Below are 25,372 nucleotides of genomic sequence, written 5' to 3'. Positions count from 1 at the left end.
AGACATCAGATGTCCTCAAGATGTCCACCCCCACCACCCTGGAGCACACATGAACCGATACATCACCCGCCGCCGCGCGGGTCGATTCGCGATGGCGGTCGCCGGCACGGTCGCCGCGTCCGTCGCCCTCGCCGGCTGCGGCGCAGGCACCACCAGCACCTCCGACGGAAGCGCTGCGGCAAGTGAGATCGACCCCGACGGCATCATCGAAGCGGGTATCTCGTACACGCTGAACGGCAGCTTCGACCCGATGGTCGCGTCCGGTGCCGTCACGGTCTCGGCGAACTGGCACATCTTCGAGGGACTGATCGACCTCGACCCCGTCACGCAGAAGGCGGCGCCGGCCCTCGCGGCCGACTTCCCGACGAAGGTCGACGACACGACCTACGAGATCGACCTGCGTGAAGGAGCGACCTTCCAGAACGGCGACCCGGTCACGGCAGACGACGTCGTCTTCAGCTACGACCGTGTGCTCGACCCGGACAACAACTCGCTCTTCCTGTCGTTCGTGGACTTCATCGACACGGTCACCGCGGTCGACGACGACACGGTGCGGATCACCACGGACTACCCGTTCTCGCTGATCGACGATCGTCTCGGCGTCGTGAAGATCGTTCCGAAGTCGGTCGTCGAGGCCGACCCCGATGGCTTCGCCGCCAACCCGGTCGGCTCCGGCCCGTACTCGTTGGTCTCGGCGGTCCCCGAGGACAAGCTCGTCTTCGAGCGCTACGAGGACTACAACGGCCCGCGCCCTGCGCTCGCCGCCGGCATGAACTGGAACCTGCTCGCCGACGCCTCCGCCCGTGTGACCGCGATGTCCACGGGAACCGTGCAGGCGATCGAGGACGTGCCGTACATCGACGTCGACGCCCTGGCCTCGGCAGCCGACGTCGAGAGTGTGCAGTCGTTCGGCCTGCTCTTCATGATGTTCAACACCAAGGCGGCGCCGTTCGACGACGTCCGCGTGCGTCAGGCCCTGCACTACGCCCTCGACATGGACAAGATCATCGGAACCGGCATGCTCGGCAACGCCACCCCGGCGACGTCGTTCCTGCCGGAGACGTACCCGAACTACCACGAGGCCTCCACGGTCTACACGTACGACCCCGAGAAGGCGAAGGAACTGCTCGCGGATGCCGGCGTCTCCGACCTGTCGATCACACTGCTCACGACCGACACCGGATGGGTCAAGGAGGTCGCTCCGCTGATCAAGGAGTCCCTCGACGCGATCGGCATCGACACCACGCTCGACATCGGGCAGTCCGCCTCGATGTACGAGAAGGTCGACTCCGGTGACTACACGGTCGCCGTCGCGCCGGGCGACCCCTCGGTCTTCGGTGTCGACCCCGACCTGCTGATGAACTGGTGGTACGGCGAGAACGTCTGGACCCAGACCCGTACGAACTGGGCCGACTCCCCGGAGTACGCCGAGTTGCGCACGCTCCTCGACACCGCCGTTCAGCAGGAGGGCGAGGAGCAGCAGAAGACCTGGGACCAGGCCTTCGATCTGATCTCCGACGAGGCCGTGCTCTACCCGCTGTTCCACCGCAAGCTGCCGACCGCGTGGAGCGGCCAGGAGCTCGTCGGATTCCAGCCCGTCCCCACGACCGGACTGTCGTTCCTCGACGTCGGCGTGGCGGCGAAGTAGCACCCGACCGACCCCGGCGGGGGTGCACTCACCCGAGGAGCGCACCCCCGCCCCACCCCACCCGGAAGGAGCGGCACGTGTCCCACACGCTCCGCCTCATCGGCCGGCGACTGCTGCAGCTGCCGCTGATGATCCTCGGCATCACGTTCCTCGTGTTCTTCGTGATGTCGTTCTCTCCTGTCGACCCCGCGCGCACCGCGCTCGGTGAGACGGCGTCACCCGAGGCCCTCGAGGCCTACCGTGAGGATCACGGCCTCAACCTTCCCCTGTTCGCCCGCTATGTGAACTTCCTCTTCGGGCTGGTGCAGGGCGACCTCGGCACCTACTCCGCGCGCAGCCTCCCCGTGATCGACGAGGTCGCCCGTGCCTTCCCGGTCACCCTGGCGCTCACCTTCCTCGGTCTCATCATCGCCGTGATCGTGGCGTTCGCGATCGGCGTCCTGGCTGCGGTGTACCGCGACCGCTGGCCCGATCAGGTGATCCGCGTCTTCGGCGTCGCCGCGCTCTCCACGCCGTCGTTCTGGCTCGCCATCCTGCTCATCCAGGTCTTCACCCTCGGCTTGAACCTGCTTCCCGCCTCCGGGCCCCTCCCCGACTTCTGGGCCGACCCCGCCGGATGGTTCGCCCGCATGGCGCTGCCTGCCATCGCGCTCGCCGTGCCGGTGATCGGGCAGCTGTCCCGCGTCGTGCGCACCTCGATGGTCGAAGAGCTCGACCGCGACTACGTCCGGACCGCTCTCGGTGCCGGCATCCCGCGGGTGATCGTCGTCGGACGCAACGTGCTGCGCAACGCCCTGATCACTCCGGTGACGGTGCTCGGGCTCCGCATCGGCTACCTGCTCGGCGGTGCGGTCGTGATCGAGATCATCTTCGCGATCCCCGGGATGGGAACACTCATCCTCAACGGCGTGACCAACAACGAACCCAACCTCGTGCAGGGCGTGACGCTCGCCGTGGCGCTGGCCTTCGTCGTGATCAACATCATCGTCGACCTCCTGTACGTGCTCATCAATCCTCGAATCCGGGCGGTGTGACATGCGACGCAAACTCACGGAACGGCTCTCCGTCCCCGGCCTCCGCTGGGGCCGACTGTCCCTCGGGTCGATCATCTGCATCGCGGTGCTGGCGATCATCGGTCTGGCCGCGATCTTCGCGCCGCTCATCTCCCCGTTCGATCCGCTGGCGTCCGGCACCCCCGTACAGCCGCCGAGCGCGGAGCACTGGTTCGGCACCGATCGCCAGGGCCGCGACATCTTCTCCCGCCTGGTGTACGGAGCCCGCTACTCGCTCGTGATCGGCATCGGCGCGACCCTGGTCGCCCTGCTCGCCGCCTGTGTGCTCGGGACCATCGCCGCCACGGCGCCGAAGTGGATCTCCGAGACGCTCATGCGGGTCATGGACGTCATCATGTCGTTCCCCGGCATCGCGCTCGCCGCGGTCTTCGTGGCGGTGTTCGGCAAATCGCTTCCGGTGCTCGTGCTCACGATCGCGTTCCTCTACGTGCCCCAACTCACTCGCATCGTCCGTGCGAACATCCTCGACCAGTACGGAGAGGACTACGTCTCGGCCGTGCGAGTCATGGGTTCGGGGACCCCGCGCATCATCGTCCGTCACGTGGCGCGCAACGCGATGGCCCCGGTGCTGGTCTTCGCCACCGTGCTCGTCGCCGACGCGATCGTGTTCGAGGCCTCGCTGTCGTTCCTGCAGGCCGGGGTACCGGATCCCGAGCCGTCGTGGGGCAACGTGATCGCCGCCGGACGCAACCTGCTGATGAGCGGCGCATGGTGGGCGACCTTCTTCCCCGGCATCCTCATCATGCTCACGGTCCTGTGCCTCAACATCCTCTCCGAGGGGATGACCGATGCGATGGTCTCGCCGCGAGCGCGCAAGATCACGACCGACGCCGCCAACACCGAGGAGTCGACCCACGAGCTCGAGGTCGCTGCCGTGCCGGACGACACCCACGTGATCCCCACCGTCGACACGGCGGTGAACCTCTCGGTGCCGAGCGGGGTGCCCGACACCCTGGTGCCGCGCGCCGAGGCCGTGCCCCTCGCCGAGCGACTGACCGAGCTGCGTCTGCGCGAGTTCTCGCGCACCGACCGACTCGTCTACACGGGCGATGACAGGCCGTTGCTCGACGTGCAGGACCTGTGCATCTCGTTCCCCCGGCACGGCGACGTCGACGTGGTCGATCACGTCAGCTTCACGGTGCGTCCCGGCGAGACCATGTCGCTGGTGGGGGAGTCCGGCTGCGGCAAGTCGATCACCTCACTGGCGATCATGGGCCTGCTCGACCCGAAGGCCGACATCCGCGGGCGCATCCTGTTCGACGGGGAAGACCTGTTGCAGATGGCCCCGAAGGAGCGCAACGCCCTGCGCGGACACGACATCGCGATGGTGTACCAGGACGCACTGAGCTCGCTCAACCCGGCGATGCTCATCCGCTCGCAGATGAAGCAGCTCACCTCGCGCGGCGGCACCCGCACCGCGGCGGAACTGCTGGAGCTGGTGGGACTCGACCCCGACCGCACGCTCGCCTCGTACCCCCACGAGCTCTCGGGAGGTCAGCGTCAGCGCGTGCTCATCGCGATGGCCCTGACCCGTGACCCGCGACTGGTCATCGCGGACGAACCGACCACCGCCCTCGACGTCACGGTGCAGGCGCAGGTGGTCGAACTGCTCATGCGTCTGCAGAAGGAGCTCGGCTTCGCGCTCCTGTTCGTCTCGCACGACCTCGCGCTGGTCGCCGAACTCACCCACCGCATCACCGTGATGTACGCGGGGCAGGTCGTCGAACAGGGCACGACCAGGGAAGTGCTGACCCAGCCCGTGCACGAGTACACGCAGGGTCTCCTCGGGGCCGTGCTCTCGATCGAGGCCGGGTCCGACCGGCTGCACCAGGTCTCCGGGGTCGTGCCGTCACCGCGCGACTTCCCGGCAGGAGACCGCTTCGCACCGCGCTCCAGCGATCCCCTGCGGTACGCGGGGGTCACCCCGGTGCGGCGACACATCGAAGGCACCGAGCACTACTACTCCGCGCATCCGGACGATGCGCCCGTTCAGGCGATCGGAGCAGGGCGATGAACGAATCCGTGATCGAGCTCAAGGACGTGCATGTCCGTTACAAGACCCGGGCCTCCTCGCTCTTCCGGCCCGAGTACGTGGATGCGCTCGCGGGCGTCTCGCTCACCGTGAAGCGCGGGCAGACGCTCGGCATCGTCGGCGAGTCCGGTTCGGGCAAGTCGACCTCGGCCAAGGTGCTGATCGGTCTGGAGAAGCCCACCAGCGGACAGGTCGTGTTCGGCGGGGAGCCGGTGCGGTCCTTCACGCCCGCCGTGCGCAAGCGGCTCGGACGCATCCTCTCCGTCGTGTTCCAGGATCCGGCGACCGCCCTGAATGCACGGATGACGGTGCGCGACGCGCTCCTGGATCCTCTGCAGGTGCACCGGCTCGGCAGCCCGTCGACCAGGAACCGGAAGGTCCGTGACCTGATCGGTCTCGTGGGGCTCCCGGCATCCGCCCTGGACGCCTTGCCCAGCCAGCTCTCCGGTGGTCAGCGTCAGCGCGTCGCGATCGCGAGAGCACTCGTGCTGGACCCGCAGGTGATCGTCGCCGACGAACCCACCTCGGCGCTCGACGTGTCGGTGCGCGCGCAGATCCTCAATCTGCTCACCGATCTGAAGGAGCAGCTCGGCCTCGGCATGGTCTTCATTTCCCACGACATCCAGACCGTCCGCTATCTCTCCGACGAGATCGCCGTCATGAACAAGGGGCGGGTCGTCGAGTTCGGCGATGCGGCCCGCGTGTTCGAGGCCCCCTCCGACGACTACACCAGAACGCTGCTGGGCGCTGCGCCCTCGCTGCTCGAACCCCACCACTGAAACGACCGGAACACACATGTCTGCCACCCCCTCCGCCCCTGTCTTCGCGGGCGTCGTCCCGCCCGTCGCCACCCCGCTGCTCGACGACGGGTCGATCGATCACACCTCCCTCGCCCGCCTCGTCGACCGCCTCGTCTCCGAGGGGGTGTCCGGGCTCTTCGCCCTCGGCTCCACCGGTGAGACCGCGTACTTCACCGACGACCAGCGCGTCGAGCTGCTCCGCACGATCGTGTCCGCCGACGCCGGCCGGGTTCCGGTGATCGCCGGCGCGATCGAGCTCACCGCGCCCCGCATCATCGAGACCGCTCGACGGCTGATCGATGCCGGTGCGCAGGCGATCGTCACGACGGCACCGCTGTACACCCTGAACTCGGCCACCGAGGTGGCCGACCATTTCCGGACCATCGCCGCCGCCATCGATGCCCCGCTGTGGGCCTACGACGTGCCCGTGCGCGTGCACTCCAAGCTCGGCATCGACCTGCTCGTGCAGCTCGGCACCGAAGGGGTCATCCACGGGGTGAAGGACTCTTCGGGTGACGACGTGTCGTTCCGGCGCCTGATCGCGGCGAACGACGCGGCGGGTCGACCGCTGCAGCTGCTCACCGGCCACGAGGTCGTCGTCGACGCCATGGCCCTGGCCGGCGCCGACGGTGTGGTCCCCGGACTCGCGAACGTGGAGGCTGTGGGATACGTCCGACTGTGGGAGGCCGCGAAGACGGGCGACTGGGTCACGGCTCGGACCGAGCAGGAGCGCATCAACCGGCTGTTCGACATCGTTTTCCAGCCGAAGGGGCTGTCGGGCGACGCGACCGGTGTCGGTGCGTTCAAGGCGGCGATGCACGCCCGCGGCATCATCGACCACGCCACGATGGCGAACACCGTGCAGGCGCTCGACGCCGACGCGGTGTCCCGGATCCGCGCCATCCTCGACGAGCTGCACCTGCTCCCCGTCGCCGTCGGCTGATGGAGGAGGTCGTCCTCGCCGTCGACATCGGCGGTACCAAGACGGCCGCAGCGCTCGCCGACCGCCACGACCGGTTGTTGCGGACCGAGGTGGCAGCGACCCCCGCAGCCGAAGGACCGTCAGCCGTCGTGGCGACCGTCGTCGCGCTCGCCCGGCGGCTGCTCGCGGGATCCGGGCTGCGTCTGTCCGGGGTCGGCATCGGCACGGCGGGCGTCGTCGACGCGGGGAGCGGCACGATCGTCTCCGCCACCGACACCTTCACCGACTGGCCGGGCACACCACTCGCCGCACTCGTCCGCGCAGGGCTCCACGACCAGCTGATGCCGGACGCGCCCGTGGAAGTGCAGAACGACGTCGACGCGCACGCCCTGGGCGAGTATCGGCACGGCGCCGCAGCCGGGGCGCCGAGCGCGCTCGTCGTCGCGGTCGGCACCGGGGTCGGCGCAGGGCTCCTCGTGCGTGACAGGCAGATCCGCGGAGCCCATCACGTCGCGGGCGAGATCGCGCACCTTCCCGTGCCGGGCGCCGCGCACCTGCGCTGCCCGTGCGGACGCCACGGTCACCTCGAGGCGATCGGCTCCGGTATCGGGATGCACCGGCACTTCCTCTCGATCGGTGGCGACCCCGGCATCCCCGATGCGCGCGGCATCGCCATCGCGGTCACGGCGGGGGACCCCCTCGCCCGACGCGCCCTGGACGAGTCGGCCGCCGCCGTGGGGCGTGCTCTCGCAGGCGCGGCGACGCTGCTCGACCCCGAGCGCATCGTGGTCACCGGGGGTGTCCCGAACATCGGCGAGGACTGGTGGCGCCCCATGCGCGCCGCGTTCCACGCCGAGGCGATCGATGCGCTGCAGCGCACCCCCATCCTGCCGGGAACGCTCGGCGACGACGCGCCGCTGCGGGGAGCCGCGGCATCCGCCTGGAGGAACCCATGAGATTCACCGACACCCTCGAACGACTGCGGGGCGGACTGATCGTCTCGTGCCAGGCCTACCCCGGCGAGGCCATGCGGGACCCCCGGACGATGGCGCAGGTCGCCGCGGCCGGCGTGGTCGGTGGGGCCGCCGGCATCCGCGTGCAGGGGATCGAGGACATCCGCGCGACCGCGCACCTCCCGGTCCCCGTCGTGGGGCTGTGGAAGGACGGCGACGCCGAGGTGTTCATCACTCCGACCCTCGCGCACGCGAAGGCCGTCGCCGACGCCGGTGCCGACATCGTCGCGCTCGACGGGACGCGCCGACGCCGCCCGGACGGACTGACCCTCGCGGAGACGATCACCGGCCTCCGTGCGCACACCGATGCGCTGATCATGGCCGATTGCGGCTCCCTCGACGATGCGATCGCCGCCGAGGCCGCGGGCGCCGACCTCCTCGGCACCACCCTCTCGGGCTACACGGACGAGCGCCCGAAGAGCACGGGGCCGGACGTGGAGCTCATCGAGCTGGCCGCCGGCCGGTGCAGCCGTCCGATCGTCGCCGAGGGGCGTATCCACACCCCGGTGCAGGCCGCGGCCGCGATCAGCGCCGGGGCGTTCGCCGTGTGCGTCGGCACCGCGATCACCCATCCCTCGACGATCACGGCATGGTTCGCTGAGGCGGTCGGGGGAGCCCGCTCATGACCGCGCCGGTCCTCGTCAGCGCGTACCCCGCCTCTCCCGCGCACGCACGATGGGACCCGGCGCTCGAAGCCGAGCTGCTGCCCGCACTGTGCGCGCTGCCCGGGGTCGGCGGGCTCGAGGTGCCGTGGATGGGAGGCCTCCATCCGCACGACGACGCCTGGTTCCTCGCGAACGTGCCGGCGGTCGCGCTCGCCGTGACCCCGATCCCGTTCGTCATGAGGCGACTCGGGGACGATCCTCGGTACGGCCTCGCGTCGGTCGACGAGGACGGGCGGGCGGCGGCGATCGCCGACCTGCAGCGTGTCGCCGCCGACGTCGCACGCATCAACGACGAGAGTGCCGCTTCCGTCGCGGTGGTCACGGTGCACACCGCTCCGCGAGCGGCTGGAGCCGGGGAGCCCCTCGTGCGGTCTCTCCACGAGATCGCCGCGTTCGAGTGGTCGGGTGCCCGTCTGGTGGTCGAGCACTGCGACGCGTTCGTGCCTGGCCAGGTGCCGGAGAAGGGGTTCCTGACGCTCGACGAGGAGATCACCGCGATCAGTGCGGCCGAGGTGCCGATCGGACTGTGGCTCAACTGGGGGCGTTCCGCGATCGAGCTGCGCCATGCCGATGCCGTGACCGCGCAGATCGCGACGGCTGCGGCCTCCGGGCTCCTCACGGGTCTGGCGTTCTCGGGTGCGGCGCCGGTTCAGGGACCGTACGGGGCGGCGTGGGTCGATGCGCACCTGCCGATCGCTTCGACCCACCCCGAATCCGGTTCCCTCCTCGATGAGGCGCAGGTGGTCGAGGCGCTCACCGCCGCGGGTCACGTCGATTGGCTGGGGCTCAAGGTGGCCAGACGCCCCGAGGACGTCACCGCTGCGGATGCTCTGCGCACGGTCGCCCGGAACCTCGCGGTCGTGCGCGCCGCGGGCTGAGCGCCGGGCACTCCCGCATCCTCGCGAGATCGAGCTCTTGTCCGGCGGGAGGACCCTCGCTAGAGTGACTTGAAATCAGACATCAGACGTCTGATTTCCGCACGAACAGAAAGGTCTGTCCATGCACGTTCCTCCCACGCCCGCCCCCCGGAGTCGCCGTCGGCACTGGCTGCGATGCGGCACGATCGGGGCGCTGGTGCTCGCGCTGAGCCTCCCGGCCACGGCGGCCACGGCTGCGCCCGCACCCGGCTACCTGACCGACCCGAACTCCGCGCCCGGCGACTACCTCGAACTGAACCTCGGTGCCGACCGCACCGCGGCGAACTACTTCTACCGCATCCCCGCGCTCGCCCACCTCGGTGACGGTGTCGTCATCGCGGCATGGGACGCGCGGCCGGGGAGCGCGGCTGACGCCCCGAACCCGAACTCGATCATCCAGCGCCGCTCGACCGACAACGGTCGCACCTGGGGTCCGCTGCAGATCATCGCCGCGGGGAAGACGGGGAGCGACCGGTACGGCTACTCCGACCCGAGCTACGTCGTCGACCGGGAGAGCGGTCGCGTCTTCGCGTTCTTCGTGCACTCCAAGGATCAGGGATTCCAGGGGAGCGCGTACGGAGACGACGATGCGAACCGGCAGATCATGGGCGCTGCGGTGATCCACTCCGACGACGGCGGAGCGACGTGGAGCGCGCCACGACTGATCACGGACGTCGTGAAGACCTCGAACGGCACGATGAGCGGCGGCGTCTACAGCCCGGTCGCCGGAGACGTGAAGGGAACGTTCGCCACCTCGGGTGAGGGGATCCAGCTGCGCTACGGCGAGCACGCCGGGCGTCTCCTCCAGCAGTACGCCGGCACGGTGCGCCAGGCCGATGGATCGACCGCGATCCAGGCGTACTCGGTGTACTCCGACGACGGCGGCGAGACCTGGGAGCGCGGCGAGTACATCGGCACCGGAATGGACGAGAACAAGGTCGTCGAGCTGTCCGACGGGCGTGTCATGCTCAACTCACGGGACAGCTCCAACGGGCGTCTGCGCAAAGTCGCGATCTCGACCGACGGGGGCCACAGCTACGGTCCGGTCATCCGCGACGCCGAGCTGCCCGACCCCACGAACAACGCCTCGATCACCCGTCTGCACCCGGAGGCCGCCGAAGGCACCGTCGATGCGAAGAAGCTGATCTTCACCAACGCCAACAACGGCGCCAACGGCAACCGCGTGAACGGAGCGGTGCGGCTCTCCTGCGACGATGGCGAGACCTGGCCCGGACTGCGCACGCTCGAGACGGGGACCTTCGCCTACTCGAGCGCGACGGCGATCGACGAAGGCAGGGTGGGCGTGTTGTGGGAGGCGGGGTACACCGACACGATGCAGTTCTCGTCGTTCGACGAGGAGTGGATGAATGCGGTGTGCGCGCCGCTCTCGGTGCCGGCGATAGCACTCACCGCAGGCGTGGCCACCGCGGTCCCCGTCACGGTCACGAACCAGGAGGCGACGGCGCTCAGTGGGTCCGTCACCCTCCACACGCCGGCCGGATGGACGGCGACCACCGCGCAGATCGCGGATCTCGCACCCGGCGCGACCACCACCGTCGAGCTGCAGGTCACCGCACCGCAAGGGGCCGCCGGCGCTCAGCGCCTGCAGGCCGCTTTCACCGCCGCGGACGGACGCCTGAGCCAGACGACCGCGACGTTCACGCTGCCGCAGACGTCGGTGCTCGGAGCGACCCTCACGATGACGAACACGTCGGCGGCGCGGAACGTCGTCACGGACCCGTACACCGCGGGGGAGCAGCTGAGCTTCCAGGTGCGGGTCGTGAGCACAGCGGGCATGACGACGGTCGTGACTCCGGCGGCGAACACCTTCACGACGGGCTTCGCCCCCACCGCCTGCCGGTGGCTGAGCCTGCCGGCCTACGACGCATACAACTGCAACACACCGCGGCGTACGCTCACTCAGGCCGATATCGACCGTGGCTGGTACACACCCGAGTTCGCCTTCACGGTGGCGCCGGTCGACGGCTCCGCCCCCGCGGTGACCGTGACCCACACGGGGGCTCCGGTGGTGCTCCGGGACGGGGTCCTGACCGCCACGATCACGGGGGCGCGGGCCGACGCCGGGCGCGACCTCGGGTCGAACCCCTACACGGTCGGCGAGCAGGTTCCCTACGCGTTCCGGGTCGACAACGGCAGCCCGATGACCGTGACCGTCGTTCCTGCGACCGGCGACTTCTCGCCGTTCCTCCCACCCGCGGCCGGGAACTGCCGCTACCGGAACCTGTCGCTCGGCGCGGGCTATGACTGCGGCACGGCACGTCACACCGTCACCCAGACCGACATCGACCGCGGCTTCTTCGTCGCCGACACGACCTGGACCGTCGAGGCGGCAGGGCAGACGACGACGCAGCTGACGGTGGCGGGGGGAGAAGTCGATGTGATCGCGCGCACCCCCGCGGTCTCCGGCCAGACCGCAGGCGAGTGGGCGGACGAGAACGGGAACGGGGTGGCGGACGCGTTCGACACCGTGACCTGGACCCGCACCGTCGAGAACACCGGCAACGTCGCGCTCGAAGCCGTGACGGCCGCCGGAGCCAACGTGGGTGCGCTCGCGCCCGGTGAAGCGGTGACCCTCGATCCGGTCGTGGTCCGACTCACGACCGACGACGTGGCGCAGGGCTCGCTCGCGGCGGAGCCCTTCGAGGCGACGGCGGCGAACGGGGCCCGCACCGTGTCGACCTCGTCCGACGCCGGGACGCTGACTCTGCCCACCGCGGCGGCGTGGAGTGCGAAGAGCGTCTACACCGAGGGGGAGCTCGTTTCGCTCGACGGCCGCCTGTGGCAGGCGTCGTGGTGGACCCGCGACCAGCGCCCCGGCGATCCCGTCGGTCCCTGGCAGGAGCTCGCGTCGGACGAAGAGGGCGCGACGGTGTGGACGCCCTCCCGTGTCTTCACCGCCGGCGACGACGTGGTGCACGACGGCACGCGCTTCGAGGCGAAGTGGTGGACGCGCAACCAGCAGCCGCACGCGGCGGCGACCGGGGGTCCCTGGCAGAAGGTCGGCTGAGTCGGCATCGGACGGCATCGCTCCGACGAGCGGCCCGAAACTCACAGCCCGTTCCCAGGGCTGCGGGACCAAAACGGGCCGCTCGTCGGTTCTCCTCTATGACGCCGCAGCCAGCGACGTCGGACAAGGAGTCAGATCATGTCGAACGACTACGGCAAGACCCCCGAGGCCGTCAGCGGCCTCAGCCCCCTGCAATACGAGGTGACCCAGCAGGACGCGACCGAGCCTCCGTTCCGCAACGCGTACTGGAACAACCACGACGACGGCATCTACGTCGACGTCGTCTCGGGCGAGCCTCTGTTCTCGTCCACCGACAAGTTCGACAGCGGCACCGGATGGCCGAGCTTCACCAAGCCGATCGATGCGGATGCGGTGACCACGCGGACCGACCGCTCGCTGTGGATGACGCGCACCGAGGCACGTTCGGCGGGCGCCGACAGCCACCTCGGGCACGTGTTCGACGACGGTCCCCGCGCCGAGGGCGGCCTGCGCTACTGCATGAACTCGGCGGCCTTGCGCTTCATCCCGGCTGACAGGCTGGAAGAGGAGGGGTACGGTCGCTACAGTCCCCTCTTCGCACACCCCACCACCGATTCTTCTGAGGAGCAGTCATGACCGACACCGGAACCATCACCCGCACGCCCGGGACCGAGACGGCCGTCCTCGCCGGCGGCTGCTTCTGGGGCATGGAAGACCTGATCCGCCGCCAGCCGGGAGTCCTCGACACCCGGGTCGGCTACACCGGCGGCTCGAACGACCATGCCACGTACCGCAACCACCCCGGTCACGCGGAGGCCGTGGAGATCGTGTTCGATCCGGCGAAGACGACGTACCGCGACATCCTCGCGTTCTTCTTCCAGATCCATGATCCGTCGACGCTGAACCGTCAGGGCAACGACATCGGGTCGAGCTACCGTTCCGCGATCTTCCCGCTCACCCCTGAGCAGGAGACGGTCGCACGCGACACGATCGCCGACGTCGACGCCTCGGGCCTGTGGCCGGCGAAGGCCGTCACCACGATCGAGCCCGCCGGTCCGTTCTGGCAGGCTGAGGAGGAGCACCAGGACTACCTGGTCAAGTACCCGAACGGATACACCTGCCACTTCCCGCGTGCGGGTTGGGTGCTGCCGAAGCGTGACGAGGCCGCCGCGGTCTGACGCGGATCCCCCCCCGGAGCTGCCGGGTCGCCCGGAGCTGCCCGGTCGCCCACCGCGCCGAGACCCCCGCACCGCGCCGAGACCCCCTCCTGCTGACGCCAGCAGGAGGGGGTCTCGGCGGTGGAGGGGGGTTTCGGCGCTATGCCTCGCTATGCCTCGCTATGCCCCGGCGAGGAACGCGACCGCCGCTTCCTTGAAGTCGCGCGAGCCGGGCGCGTTGAAGTGGTTCCGGTTCGGGATCTCGAAGAAACGCCCGTCGGGGGCCGCGGCGGCCAGAGCCCGGGACCCCTCGATGATCGCGTCCTTGGAGCCGGTGGCGAAGAGGATCGGCCGGGTCGGAGCATCCGAAGGATCGGGGTCGATCATGCCCGAGGCCCGCATGCCCTCCGCGAGCGCGACCAGCGCCTGCAGGTCGTTGCCGGGAACCCTCTCGGTGAGCGTGATGTAGTTCTGCGTGGTCCGATCCGCGACGGGGGTGCCGTCCGCGATGTAGGCCCGCACCTGGTCGAGGTCGAGCCGGGCGAGGGGGATGCCGTCGGGCACGCCACCCAGCACGGCCCGTCCGATGCGGTGCGGAAGCTCACGGACGACCTCCCATCCCACGCGGGCTCCGAGCGAGTATCCGACGTAGAAGGCGTCGTCAACCAGGTACGTGTCCATCACGGTCTCGACGTCCGTGACGAGGGTGCGGATGCGGTACCCGTCGGGGTCATGCGGCTTCTCGCTGAGGCCGTGCCCGCGTTGGTCGAGTGCCAGTACGCGGTATCCGGCGCCCGTGAGCGCGCGCACCCACCCGGTGAGCACCCAGTTGTCGCGCGCGCTCGAGGCGAAGCCGTGCACGATCACCACGACGGGGGCATCGAGCTCGCCCCAGGTGTAGGTGGCCAGCCGTGTGCCGTCGAGGGCGTACACGTGCTGGGGGTCGGGCATGGAGGTCAGGTCGGAGAGCGGGACGGTCACGCCATCCATTCTGTCCCTCCCCTCCGGCCGACGCCCCCTTTCACCGTCGAGGCCCCCTCCTGCACGCGTGTACAGGAGGGGGCCTCGACGAGCCGCGGGGGCCTCGACCCAAAGGGGAGGGGGAGGGGGCGGGGGTCAGACCTGCGCGCGCAGCGCCTCACCCAGTCCGGCGTCGACGTTCGTCCAGTACTGGAAGAAGCGCTCGCGGATGCCGTCGACCGTGATCGAACGACCCTGGCCGGTCAGGGTCTCCAGGAACCGGGCCCGCTGCACATCGTCGAACACCTCGCGGTAGAGCGTGCCGGCCTGGCCGAAGTCGTCGTCCTCGGCGTGCAGCGTCGCGGCGGAGCGGATCAGCTCGCCGTCGGACTCCCAGCTCGCCTCGACGCCTGCTGCCGGATCGGCCTCGGGCCCGCCGGCCGCACCATAGGAGTTCGGCGTGTAGGTGCGGTGCTCGGCCGGGTTGAACCGGTACTGCATCTGGCCTTCGTGCATGTAGTTGCGCACCTCGGCCGCGTGCGGCTGGTTGACCGGCAGCTGGTTGTAGTTCGCGCCGATGCGGTGGCGCTGCGCGTCGGAGTACGAGAACACCCGTGCCATCAGCATCTTGTCGGGCGAGATCCCCGTGCCGGGCACCTGGTTCCCGGGCGAGAACGCGGCCTGCTCGATCTCGGCGAAGAAGTTCTGCGGGTTGCGGTTCAGCGTGAACGTGCCCACCTTGATGCGCGGGTAGTCCTTCTTCGACCAGGTCTTCGTGAGGTCGAACGGGTTGAACCGGTAGGCCTTGGCCTCGTCGTACGGCATGATCTGCACGTACACGTCCCACGAGGGGTGGTCGCCCCGGCTGATCGCATCGAAGAGGTCACGGCGGTAGTAGTCGGCGTCCGACCCGGCGAGCTTCTCGGCCTCGTCGGCCTCCATGGTCTCGAAGCCCAGGGTGGAGAGGAAGTGGTACTGCACCCAGAAGCGCTCTCCGGCCGCGTTCACCCACTGGTACGTGTGCGAGCCGTAGCCGTTCATGTGCCGCCAGCTGCGCGGGAGGCCCCGGTCGCCCATGAGGTACGTGACCTGGTGGGCGGTCTCGGGCGAGAGCGTCCAGAAGTCCCACTGCATGTCGGCGTCGCGGAGTCCGGAGTCGCCCAGACGCTTCTGCGAGTGGATGAAGTCGGGGAACTTCATCGCGTCGCGCAGGAAGAACGTCGGGGTGTTGTTGCCGACGATGTCGAGGTTGCCCTCGGTCGAGTAGAAGCGCAGCGAGAAGCCGCGCACATCGCGCCAGGTGTCGGGGGAGCCCTGTTCACCGGCCACCGAGGAGAAGCGCAGGAGCGTCTCGCTCTCCGCTCCGGGCTGGAACACGGCTGCCCGGGTGTACGCCGACACGTCTTCCGTGACGACGAAGGTGCCGAAGGCGCCGCCGCCCTTGGCGTGCGGGTTGCGCTCCGGCACCCGCTCGCGGTTGAAGGAGGCGAGCTTCTCGACCAGATAGCGGTCGTGGAGGACCGTGGGACCGTCGGCCCCGACCGTCAGGGAGTGCGCGTCGCTGGCGACCGGTGTGCCGGTCTGCGTCGTGGTGGCGGGTTTCGGGGTGGCAGGGTTCGTCATGGTGTTCTCCTTCTGCGCGCTGGCGCGGCGAATGCTCCACCCGTTGAGGGGAGGATCGCCGGGGACCTACGCGGCGTTCTGGCAGCTGGGGCAGACGCCCCAGAAGGTGACTTCGGCTGTCTGGACGGTGAATCCCGCCGCGGAGGACGGGGTGAGACACGGCGCGTCGCCGACCACGCAGTCCACATCGCCGACCGCACCGCAAGAGGTGCAGACGACGTGGTGGTGGTTGTCGCCGATGCGCCGCTCATAGAGCGCCGCGGAACCTGCCGGTTCGATCCGACGGATGAGGCCCGCCGTCGTCAGGTCCGCGAGGATGTTGTGCACCGACTGGATCGACGTGGTCGGGAGCACGACGGAGACGGCGCGGTAGAGCCGCTCCGCATCCGTATGGGCCATGGAGTCGAGAGCTTCGAGAACGGCGACGCGGCCCGCGGTCGACCGTAGCCCGGCGCCGTGAAGCACCGAGTCGAATTCTGTCTCCATGTCCCCGAGCCTAGCGCTTCTTTTGAGTGATTCAAAAGAACGGCGTGTCGGAGCCCGATTCAGCGGGTGACGGTGAAGCCTCCGCCGTGAACACGCACCTTCCCGTGACCGGCCGCCGGTCCGCGCTGGCTGCCTTCGGCGTCGTAGGAGCGTCCGGAACCCGGGGCCAGGGGAGCGACCTGCTGCGTGCGACCGGTCGCCTCGGTGTAGAGCACGGCCGGGCGTCCGGTCGTCGAGTACACCGCGCTCGCCACCCGCGGCTGGATCAGAAGCGCGTCGAGCCGGACGTCGCCGCGACTCGTGCACCGCACGGTCACCGGAGCATCCGGCAGATCGCCGCCGAGTCGTTGCGGTACCAGCATCCCCTCCGCCTCGGTGAGCCCGGGGTCGCCGGTACCTCCGGCGGGTGTCCGTGTCGTCCAGAGGCGACGTCGACCGCGGAAGACCTCCCACACCGCCTCGCCTGCCTGCGCGGCCTGACGCCAGACGACACCGTGCAGGACGGCGTCGGCTTCCGTCACGTCGAACTCGACCCACTCGCCCTTCGGCAGGTGCACGAAGGATCCGCCGGACAGGTTCCCCTCGCCGATCCACGCGCCCGTCTCGGGGGTCACGACCACGGCGCCGGGCGACCGTCGCGCTGCCTCGGCCTCCAGCACCCGCAGCCCCGAGAACGAGGTGAGGCCGGTGATCGAGGTCGCGAGGTCGGCCACATCACGGTTGGCGTCGAGCAGGAGCATCGTGAGCAGCCCGTGGATCGTCGACTCAGCACCGGAGTTGCGATTCACCCGCCCGTCGGTCTCCACCCCGTCGAAGGTCACGCCCGTCGCCGGGTCGTACACCGGAACCCCCGCCGTGTTCGCGCCGAAGAACCACCCGGCGGCGAGACCCGCGAGCACGCGCAGCCCGTCGCCGCCGACGGCCGACGCTTGCAGAGCTCCCGCGACGCGGCCGTGGGCACCGTAGGCGATCTGGGCCTCGGCCGGCAGAGGTGCCCAGGCGTTGTGCGGACCCCCGCACGTGAGCACCTGCGGGGTGAAGCGCCCGGCATCCGCGATGGCGGCGGCGGACCACTCCCGCCGCCGGAGCAGCGCCCCGCCGCGGGCCAGCGCTTCGGGTGCCGCGGCACCCCAGGCGTGCCAGAACCCGAGCGAGCCGGTCCAGGGCAGGACCGCGCCGAAGGGCCAGCCCTTCGAGGGATCGGTGGCCATCGCGGCCACGCCTTCGCCGTAGGTCTGCAGCGCGGCGCGGCTGCGGGAGTCGCCGACCTCGGCCGCGGCGGCGAGGCCGAGCATGGCTTCGGCCGTCGCATCCGCGCCACCGGCGATCAGCCAGGCGGGCAGCCGGCGACCGTCGCTCTTCACCCATCGCCCCGCTCGGGAGAGCGACTCGCGGCGCAGCGCATCCAGGCACAGGTGCAGCCGCTCGCGCAGGAAGGCCGCGAACTCGGGATCCTCGCGACGGAAGGCCGCGTAGCCCTCACCGAACGCCCAGACGCTGCGTGCCAGCCAGTAGGACTCGGCGGAGTCGGACGGATCGGGCAGCTCCACCGGGATCGCGCTCGGGGTCAGCGTGCCGTCCTCCTGCTGCCACAGGACCACGCGCCCGGCGTTCGGCCCCGACGTCGTCTGCAGGAACGCCAGAGAGCGGAGGACGTCCTTCGCCTCGTCGCGGCTCTGCGTGTCGCGCGTTGCCTTCCAGTCGCGGAGGAACACGATCGCCGCGCGCGCGATGTCGTCCGCGTTGTACGCTCCCTGCGACCAGTACCCCGTCGCCGCGTCGAGGGTGCCACCGCCGACCGGGCGGTACCCGCCTGCTCCATCGGTGTCCGCGTAGGTCCAGGGAGCGCGGACCGTCGGCTTCGCCTCGATGTCGAACGTGGTGTGCGTCGCGCTCGCCGTGACCGGGACCTCCGCGAGGAGGAATCGCAGGTGGGCGAGGTTCGTCAGCCTCCGCCGGTGCGGGCCCCCGAGCCGGACAGCCGAGTCGGGCGTCACGGAAGCGGCGACGGCCGACTCCGCGGGGACGAGAGCGAGGGCGGACGCCGTCGCCGCAAGGGTCAGGAACGTGCGTCGTGAGGTCTCCATGGCGTCACTCTCCGGCTTCCGCGCGCGAGGCGGCATCGGTGCGCAGTGCCCGTCCCCAGGGCTGCGCGGGGTCGTGGATCGCCACAGCGAGGGTCGTGTCGGACTGGCCGTAGTACGCGAACCACTTGCCGTGGAACTTCACCAGCCCCTCCACGAAGGTCACGTTGGAGACGAGTCCGTGCGTGTCCTCGAACGTCTGCGGGCGCAGCCAGGGCTCCTGCAGTCGCGCGATGACACGCGTCGGCTCGTCGGGGTCGATCGCGATCTGCCCGCAGCGGTAGTCCACCTCCACCGTGCCGTCGTCGTGCACGGTGCGGGTGGCGCCGTTGGTGAGGAAGAGCAGCAGCCCGTTGTCGGTCACCACGGGAGAGGCACCGATCTCGACGAGCGCCTCGTCCCAGGTGCCGGGCGTCGGCGAGTACATCGGCTCGGTGTCGGGCGTTCCGGGGGTCCAGTGGATCAGATCGTCGCTGGTCGCCCAGTAGATCGCGCCCTCGCCGAAGTACATCCACCACCTGCCGTGCATGCGCTGCGGCACGATGACCCCGGCCTTCGACCAGTTGAATCCGCGCGGGTCCATGGTCTTGAACGTGTCGAAGTCGTCGAACAACGGACCGTGCTTGGTCCAGGTGCGCAGGTCGGTCGAGGTGGCCAGGCACAGCTGTGCACTGCGGCGATCCCACCCCGTGTAGGTCAGGTAGTACGTGCCGTCGATCAGCGCGATACGCGGATCTTCGCAGCCGTAGCGTTCGTAGTCTTCGGACGGGGACAGGATCGGCGCGTCCTCGCGGGTGAACGTCACCCCGTCCTTCGACCGGGCGATGCCGATGTGGGAGACGATGTCGTCGGCGTGCGCTCGGTAGAGCAGCACGACCTCGTCGCCATCGACGAGGGCCGCCGGGTTGTAGAGGTTGGCCGATTCCCAGCTGTCACCCCGAGGGCGCAGGATCGGGTTGCTTTCGTAGGGCGTGAACGGACCGAGGGGGAAGGAGGCTCCGGTGAACATGGGGCACTTTCTGTCGGGGATGGGGGCTAGCCTTTGACGGCCGCGCCGAGGTCGGTGGCTTTGAAGAAGCGCTGGAAGACGATGAAGAGGATGACGACGGGGAACGCGAGCGCCGTGGCGCCGGCGAGGATCGCGCCGTTCGGGTTGGCCGTCGACTGCGCCACGTTGGAGATGTAGTTGGCGAGGGACACGGCCAGCGGCTGCAGGCTCGCATCCTTCGTGATGAGGAACGGCCAGAGGAACTCGTTCCAGGGGCCGATGAACGTGACCAGCACGACCGTCACGAGTACGGGGCGGATGAGCGGGATCGCGACCGATGTGAGCAGGCGGATCTCGCCGGCACCGTCGATCCGTGCGGCCTCGAAGATCTCCACCGGCAGCGCCTTGAAGAACTGCACGAAGATGAACACCGCCGTGGTGTTGATCAGGAACGGCAGGATCATGCCCAGATACGAGTCGCCGAGTCCATAGCTGCGGGTGATCTGCACGTAGAGCGGGATCATCAGCAACTGGAACGGCACCATCTGCACGAGCAGCATCAGCACCCAGACCACGCCGCGCCCCCGGAAGTCCAGGCGAGCGATCGCGTAGCCGGCGAGCAGCCCGAACACGACCGTTCCCAGGAGGACACCCGCCGTGAAGATCAGCGAGTTGACCAGCGAACCGACCAGGTCGATGCGCGAGTCGATCGCGATGAAGTTGTCGACCGTCCACCCGCTCGTCGGGAACAGCTCGCTGGGGGAGTTCGTCGGATTCTCCTGGAATGCCCCGACGATCATGAAGTAGAACGGGAAGGCGAAGCCGATGGCCGCGATCGTGAGCAGGATGATGCTCAGGATGCGGGGCAGTGAACGCTTCTTTCGCATCATCGCTCCCTCGTCACGCGATTGGCCGCCAGCGACAGCATCCCGACGAAGATCACGAGGATCATGCCGATCGCCGCTGCCGTGTCGGGGTTCTGCTGTTGGATGCCCAGCTGGTAGATCAGCAGGACGGGGGTGGTCGAGGCGCCGTCCGGGCCGCCGCCGTTGGTGAGCAGGTACGGCTCGGTGAAGAGGTTCGCTCCGGTGATGATCGAGAGGATCAGCACGAGGGTCGTGGCGCTGCGCACCCCGGGGATCGTGACGTGCCGGAAACGCGAGAACACTCCGGCGCCGTCGGTCTCCGCCGACTCGTAGAGCTCCCTCGGCACGTTCTGCAGGGCCGCCAGGTAGAGCAGGATGTAGAACCCGAGCTGCTTCCAGGTGACGTAGAACGCGATCATCGGCATCGCGAGTCCGCTGTTCACGAGCCACGACGGGTCCGGGGCGAGCGGGCCGAGGATGGTGTTGATCAGCCCGTTGCCCGAGAACAGCAGCATCCACACGCCCACGAGGGAGACGCTCGCCGTCAGGTAGGGGACGTAGAACGCGACCCGGTAGGCGGCGACCCAGCGGATGCCGGTGTTGAGCGCCGCGGCGAGGACCAGGGCGAGCACCGCCGTGAGCGGCACGTTGATGACGAGGAAGATCAGGGTGTTGCGGAAGGATCCGAGGACCCGCGGGTCGGTGAGCACCGTGACGAAGTTGTCGAAGCCGACGAACGGGCGGTCGACCTCGGTGCCGGGTGCCGTGAAGAAGTAGTCGTGGAAGGCGATGTAGACGGCGAACGCGAGCGGATACGCGAAGATCGCGATCACGAACACGAAGTACGGCAGCGCGAACAGCCCGCCGACCGGTTGCGCACCCAGCCATCGGGTGCGCAACCGCTTCTTGTCGGTCACGATGTCACTCGGCGACGAGCTCGTCGATCTTCGTCGCCGCATTCCCGAGGAAGTCGTCGATCGACTCCTTGTCGAAGATCACGGCGGAGGAGTACTCGTCGCGGAACGCCTGCCATGCCTCGACGGAGTTCGGGATGCTGGGGACGTCGGCGGTCTTCTCGGCCTGCTCGGCGAACGCCACGTAGTTCGGGTTCGCGGCGAAGTAGTCGCCGTAGGCGTCGGTGAGGCCGGTGCGCATCGGCATCTGACCGGTCGCCTCGAGCAGCTGTCCGTCGCTCTCCTCGCTGGTCGAGAACTTCAGGAACTCCCACGCCGTGCCCTGGTTCTCACAGGCCGTGAACATCGACACGCTCTTGGAGTCGGCGAAGGTCGTGGGGTTGTCCCGGCCGTCGCTCGTCGGCACGGGCATGAAGCCGACGTCGACGGTGTCGGCGTACGACGGGATGGCCCAGGGGCCGGCGAGCTGCATGGCGGTGGTGCCGGCCGACATCGCGTCGTCGGTCGACGCCTCGTTCGGCGACAGCTTCTCGTCGTAGAAGGTCTTCCAGAACTCGGAGACCGTGCGCCCGGCGTCCGAGTCGAACGTGGCCTTGCCGTCTTCTACCAGCATCGTGCCGTCCGTCTCGGCCAGGTACAGCGGATAGAAGTCGAACCACGGCTGGTAGAACTCGCTGGTCGGAGCGGGCCAGATGGCGCTCTGCACACCGGAGTCGACGATCGCGCGCGAGCCTTCGAGGAAGGAGTCGTAGGTGTTCATCTGCGGGTCTTCGGGGTCGATGCCGGCGGCTTCGAAGAGCGCCTTGTTGTACATGACCATCACCGGGTTCGACTTCCAGGGCAGCTGGTAAAAGCTGCCGTCACTGGCATAGGCGTCGACGTCGCCGCCGCGCTCGGTGATGTAGTCGGCGCCCCCGTCGATCGCGCTGAGGTCGACGAGACCTCCCTGCTTGACCCAGCCCGAGACCGCGGCAGGGGCCACGTTGTAGACGAGGCAGGGCGCGGTGCCGGCGGTGATCGCGGCGGTGATGGCCTCTTCCGACGACGATCCGGCGGGGATCTCCTGTGCCTTCACCTGCTCGTCGGGATGCTCGGCGTTCCAGGCCTCGACGACGGCGGTGCCCCAGGCGACCTCCTGCTCGTTGTTGGAGAGCCAGACGCTGATGGGGCCGGTGCCGTCGGCGGATCCCTCCCCGCCACCGCCTCCGGCCGAGCATCCGGTGGCGACGAGAGCCGTGGCGCCGATCAGGGCGATTGCGCGGAACTTCTTCATGATGTCCTCCTTGACACTGCGGGGTACGGCTGCATGGCCGTGGGGTGGTGCGGTAGGTGGTGGTGCGGTCAGGCGGGTGCTGCCGACCCGGTGCTCTCCCGGAAGTGCACGACGTTGCAGTCGACGACCTCGGTGCGCGGCGGCGCTCCGATGATCTCCGCCCGCAGGAGCCGGGCGGCGGCGCGGCCCCGGGCGGCGGGATCAGAGGAGACGCTGGTCAACGCCGGCGACAGGTGGGCGGAGAGGTGATCGTCGTCGAATCCGGAGATCGCGAGGTCCTGGGGAATCGAGAGTCCCTGTGCGCGTGCATAGGAGAGGCCGGCGATCGCCATGGTGTCGTTCGAGTAGAGGATCGCGGTCGGCCGGTCGGGCAGGGCGAGGAGCTCGGCGGTGCGGGCGCGCCCGCTCGCGGCCGTGAAGTCGCCCTCGCGGAGCAGCTCGTCGTCGCCGACCGCCTCGACGTACGCCTCGGCGCGTGCCTTCGAGTGCACGTAGTCGAGGGGGCCGGAGACGTGGGCGATGCGTCCGTGCCCGGCGGCGCGGAGGTGTGCGACGAGCTCGCGGATCGGTGCGGCATCGTCGGTGCGCACGCACGAGAACCCGGTCGGCTGGTCGTAGGCGCCCACCAGCACGGTCGGCAGGCCGAGGTCGTCGAGGAACGGCACGCGCCAGTCGTCGGTACGCAGATCGAGCAGGAGTGCCCCGTCGGCCCTGCCATGGGTCAGCGTGCGGTACGCCCGTTCCTCGGCGTGGCGGTCGGGGACGACCTGGAGCAGGAGTGCCGTCTCGGTCTCCGCGAGCACCGACTCGACCCCGGCGATGAAGGCCGGGAAGAAGGAGTCGTTCGCGATGACCTCCGGGTCGCGGGCGAGCACCACGGCGATGGCGTTGGCCCGGCGGGTGGCGAGTGCCCGTGCGCTCTGGCTCGGGGCCCAGTCCAGCTTCTCGGCCGCGGCGAGCACCTTCGCCCGCGTCTCCTCGGAGATGGGGCGGTTGCCGCTCAGGGCATGCGAGACCGTGGCCTTCGTGACGCCGGCTTCCCGGGCGACATCGGCGATCGTCGTGCGGCTCATGCCACCTCCTCGTGGACCCGGCACAGAGATGTACAGCGTGAACCGGTTTGATGAGTGTAAACCGGTTTGATTCCGGATGTCAACGGTCCTGTCGGCGGTCCTGTCCGGTCGTGTCGGCGTTCGAATCACCCGAACGGCGCGACGAAGACGCTGGATACGACCGTTCGCGCGATCCGAAAGCGGAGGACCGGGAGGTCAGACGAAGCGGACGGTCTGCTGCAGGCGCGTCCGGACGTCGAACAGCTCGTTGCCGCCGATCGCGCGCGCGTGCGGCACACCCTGACGCAGCACCATGGCGAGCGCACTGCGGCGCACCACCACGACCGGGACTCCGCGACTGGTGCCCAACGATGTGACGGCCTGGGCGAGGTCGTCATCGGGCAGCACCACGATGGCGCCGCTGAATCGGACGCGTGCGGCCTTGGCGATCGTTCGCATCCGGCGGAGGGCCGCGGTGACGGGCGCCCGCGTGCCGAGGCTCGGTCCGGTGATCTCGCCGCGACGGAAGCCGACGACCCCGCCGAAGTCCTCCGACATCACGCCGTACAGACCCGAGGGGCCGAGGATCACGTGGTCGAGCTTGTCGTCGGCGTCTGCTCCGGCCACGACGTCGTGCCAGACGGTGTAACCCATGCCGAGGTCGGCGACCGTGCGCGCCGTCGCCTCTTCCGCGAGGGCATCGGCGAGGAGGCGGCGCACGTCACGCGGTGCCGAGCGCACCAGGGCGGGGTCGTAGGGGTCGGGCACGTCGACGCCGCGTCCCGCCCATTCGCGGATGAGCGCCAAGTAGCGCTCCCGGCGCCAGCCTCCGGGGTGGCCGTAGGCACGGGCGCGCGGACGTGTGTCGGTGCGAGCGGCCGGCGGTCGCCATCCGCTCCACTCGGCACCGGCATCGTGGGTCACGCCGGTTCGGCGGTCGTAGGCGGCGCGGCTCTCGACGGTGCCGACCAGTTCCCACGCGCGCTGCACCTGGATGAAGACAGCGGCGTCGCCGCCCGTGTCCGGATGGGTCTGCCGGAGGCGCAGGCGGTAGGCGCGGCGCAACCCGTCCTCATCGATCGACGGGTCGACGCCGAGGACCTCATAGGCCGACGCCGAGAGCGGACTGTCGAACATCGCTCTCCCTCCGCGACCGCGGCATCCAGGATATCCACCCGACTGGCTTCCTTCGCGATTCGAAGGGGGTCAGGCCGGCACGTCGACGATGCGCTCGACGCCGAGCACCGGGACGACAGCTCCCGCGGACGCAGCGGCCAGATCGTCGGTGAGTCGAGGGAGCTCCGTCTGCGGGGCCCACAGCTCGAGCGTGGCCGTCGTGGCATAGGTCGGTTCACCAAGCGTCGCGCCGTGATGAGCCGCCCACTCGCGCAGCAGGTTGTCGTAGCGACCCGCGTCGGCGTGCGGCACCTCGAGCGTCACCTGCCGCAGCGCTGCCCTGCGCACGAGGGCCGCCTGGTCGAGGGTCTCCGACACCGCGGAGGAGTAAGCGCGCACGAGCCCTCCCGCCCCGAGCTTCACCCCGCCGAAGTACCGCGTCACCACGGCGACCACGTCGGTCAGGTCACGCCGACGCAGCACTTCCAGCATCGGGATCCCGGCCGTGCCCGAGGGCTCCCCGTCATCCGACGACCGGGCCTGATCGCCGAGCAGGCCGGTGACCATCGCGGTGCAGTTGTGGTTCGCGTCCCAGGCCCTCTTGCGGATCCCTGCGATCACCGCCTCCGCCTGCTCGACCGAGGTCACGGGCTCGACGTGCGTGAGGAAGCGCGACTTGCGGATGACCGTCTCGTGCTCGACCGCGGCGGCGATGGTGGCGGGATAGCTGCGGACGGAGGTCACCCGCCTCACGATACCCAGGCCGCATCCCGCCC

General features: G+C 69.5%; 22 protein-coding genes. 11 read left to right on the top strand and 11 right to left on the bottom strand.

The window, feature by feature from the left end; all coding sequences use genetic code 11:
• Positions 1-49: 49 nt before the first annotated feature.
• From FGL91_RS04165 to msrA, 11 genes are all read left to right on the top strand, one after another.
• Positions 50-1,648, top strand: a complete 1,599-nt coding sequence (locus FGL91_RS04165) for an ABC transporter substrate-binding protein (RefSeq protein ID WP_153243165.1) — start codon at positions 50-52, stop codon at positions 1,646-1,648.
• Between the two features lie 77 nt (positions 1,649-1,725).
• Positions 1,726-2,682 (top strand): ABC transporter permease, encoded by a 957-nt coding sequence (locus FGL91_RS04160; protein ID WP_153243164.1) that lies wholly within the window; start codon positions 1,726-1,728, stop codon positions 2,680-2,682.
• 1 nt (position 2,683) lies between these two features.
• A complete protein-coding gene (locus tag FGL91_RS04155; RefSeq protein WP_153243163.1) occupies positions 2,684-4,735 on the top strand; it encodes a dipeptide/oligopeptide/nickel ABC transporter permease/ATP-binding protein in 2,052 nt (683 codons plus the stop codon).
• Entirely contained in the window at positions 4,732-5,532 is an 801-nt protein-coding gene (locus tag FGL91_RS04150; RefSeq protein ID WP_131493284.1) for an ABC transporter ATP-binding protein, read from the top strand. Before FGL91_RS04155 ends, FGL91_RS04150 begins: the two co-directional genes overlap by 4 nt.
• Before the next feature lie 16 nt (positions 5,533-5,548).
• Positions 5,549-6,496, top strand: a complete 948-nt coding sequence (locus FGL91_RS04145; RefSeq protein WP_153243162.1) for a dihydrodipicolinate synthase family protein — start codon at positions 5,549-5,551, stop codon at positions 6,494-6,496.
• Positions 6,496-7,431 carry an ROK family protein gene (locus tag FGL91_RS04140; protein ID WP_194239307.1) on the top strand — a complete coding sequence of 312 codons (936 nt, stop codon included), beginning with the start codon at positions 6,496-6,498 and terminating at the stop codon, positions 7,429-7,431. The genes FGL91_RS04145 and FGL91_RS04140 overlap by 1 nt, the downstream gene beginning before the upstream one ends.
• The gene (locus FGL91_RS04135; RefSeq protein ID WP_153243161.1) at positions 7,428-8,114 is read left to right on the top strand and encodes an N-acetylmannosamine-6-phosphate 2-epimerase; all 687 of its coding nucleotides are present in this window, start codon (positions 7,428-7,430) and stop codon (positions 8,112-8,114) included. Before FGL91_RS04140 ends, FGL91_RS04135 begins: the two co-directional genes overlap by 4 nt.
• A complete protein-coding gene (locus FGL91_RS04130) occupies positions 8,111-9,031 on the top strand; it encodes a DUF4862 family protein (protein ID WP_153243160.1) in 921 nt (306 codons plus the stop codon). Before FGL91_RS04135 ends, FGL91_RS04130 begins: the two co-directional genes overlap by 4 nt.
• 121 nt (positions 9,032-9,152) lie before the next feature.
• The gene (locus FGL91_RS04125) at positions 9,153-12,098 is read left to right on the top strand and encodes an exo-alpha-sialidase (protein ID WP_153243159.1); all 2,946 of its coding nucleotides are present in this window, start codon (positions 9,153-9,155) and stop codon (positions 12,096-12,098) included.
• A gap of 138 nt (positions 12,099-12,236) precedes the next feature.
• The gene (gene msrB, locus FGL91_RS04120; protein ID WP_047522879.1) at positions 12,237-12,713 is read left to right on the top strand and encodes a peptide-methionine (R)-S-oxide reductase MsrB; all 477 of its coding nucleotides are present in this window, start codon (positions 12,237-12,239) and stop codon (positions 12,711-12,713) included.
• Positions 12,710-13,255, top strand: a complete 546-nt coding sequence (gene msrA / locus FGL91_RS04115; protein WP_047522878.1) for a peptide-methionine (S)-S-oxide reductase MsrA — start codon at positions 12,710-12,712, stop codon at positions 13,253-13,255. Before msrB ends, msrA begins: the two co-directional genes overlap by 4 nt.
• Before the next feature lie 159 nt (positions 13,256-13,414).
• Here the strand turns inward: msrA and FGL91_RS04110 are convergent, their stop codons facing one another.
• From FGL91_RS04110 to FGL91_RS04060, 11 genes are all read right to left on the bottom strand, one after another.
• Entirely contained in the window at positions 13,415-14,215 is an 801-nt protein-coding gene (locus FGL91_RS04110) for an alpha/beta fold hydrolase (protein WP_194239306.1), read from the bottom strand.
• A 135-nt stretch (positions 14,216-14,350) separates the two neighbouring features.
• Positions 14,351-15,817, bottom strand: coding sequence for a catalase (locus tag FGL91_RS04105; protein ID WP_047524506.1), 1,467 nt, complete (start codon positions 15,815-15,817; stop codon positions 14,351-14,353).
• A gap of 66 nt (positions 15,818-15,883) precedes the next feature.
• A complete protein-coding gene (locus tag FGL91_RS04100; RefSeq protein ID WP_047524503.1) occupies positions 15,884-16,303 on the bottom strand; it encodes a Fur family transcriptional regulator in 420 nt (139 codons plus the stop codon).
• 59 nt (positions 16,304-16,362) lie between these two features.
• Positions 16,363-18,390, bottom strand: coding sequence for a hypothetical protein (locus tag FGL91_RS04095; protein WP_153243157.1), 2,028 nt, complete (start codon positions 18,388-18,390; stop codon positions 16,363-16,365).
• Between the two features lie 4 nt (positions 18,391-18,394).
• The gene (locus FGL91_RS04090; protein ID WP_153243156.1) at positions 18,395-19,396 is read right to left on the bottom strand and encodes a glycoside hydrolase family 130 protein; all 1,002 of its coding nucleotides are present in this window, start codon (positions 19,394-19,396) and stop codon (positions 18,395-18,397) included.
• Between the two features lie 26 nt (positions 19,397-19,422).
• Complete coding sequence (locus FGL91_RS04085; protein WP_081997106.1) at positions 19,423-20,265, bottom strand: carbohydrate ABC transporter permease; 843 nt, start codon at positions 20,263-20,265, stop codon at positions 19,423-19,425.
• Complete coding sequence (locus tag FGL91_RS04080) at positions 20,262-21,158, bottom strand: carbohydrate ABC transporter permease (protein ID WP_131494437.1); 897 nt, start codon at positions 21,156-21,158, stop codon at positions 20,262-20,264. Before FGL91_RS04080 ends, FGL91_RS04085 begins: the two co-directional genes overlap by 4 nt.
• Positions 21,159-21,162: 4 nt before the next feature.
• Positions 21,163-22,428 (bottom strand): extracellular solute-binding protein, encoded by a 1,266-nt coding sequence (locus FGL91_RS04075; RefSeq protein WP_153243155.1) that lies wholly within the window; start codon positions 22,426-22,428, stop codon positions 21,163-21,165.
• A gap of 68 nt (positions 22,429-22,496) precedes the next feature.
• Positions 22,497-23,501, bottom strand: a complete 1,005-nt coding sequence (locus tag FGL91_RS04070) for a LacI family DNA-binding transcriptional regulator (RefSeq protein WP_153243154.1) — start codon at positions 23,499-23,501, stop codon at positions 22,497-22,499.
• A gap of 195 nt (positions 23,502-23,696) precedes the next feature.
• Positions 23,697-24,617: a DnaJ domain-containing protein gene (locus FGL91_RS04065; RefSeq protein ID WP_153243153.1), complete on the bottom strand. Its 921-nt coding sequence runs from the start codon at positions 24,615-24,617 to the stop codon at positions 23,697-23,699.
• A gap of 69 nt (positions 24,618-24,686) precedes the next feature.
• Positions 24,687-25,340 (bottom strand): IMPACT family protein, encoded by a 654-nt coding sequence (locus FGL91_RS04060; RefSeq protein ID WP_153243152.1) that lies wholly within the window; start codon positions 25,338-25,340, stop codon positions 24,687-24,689.
• Positions 25,341-25,372: the final 32 nt, after the last annotated feature.

This window comes from Microbacterium sp. CBA3102, from assembly GCF_007954505.1.
Lineage (GTDB): Bacteria > Actinomycetota > Actinomycetes > Actinomycetales > Microbacteriaceae > Microbacterium > Microbacterium aurugineum.
Note: the sequence above shows the minus strand (reverse complement) of the source record. Positions and strands in the feature narration are given on the sequence as shown.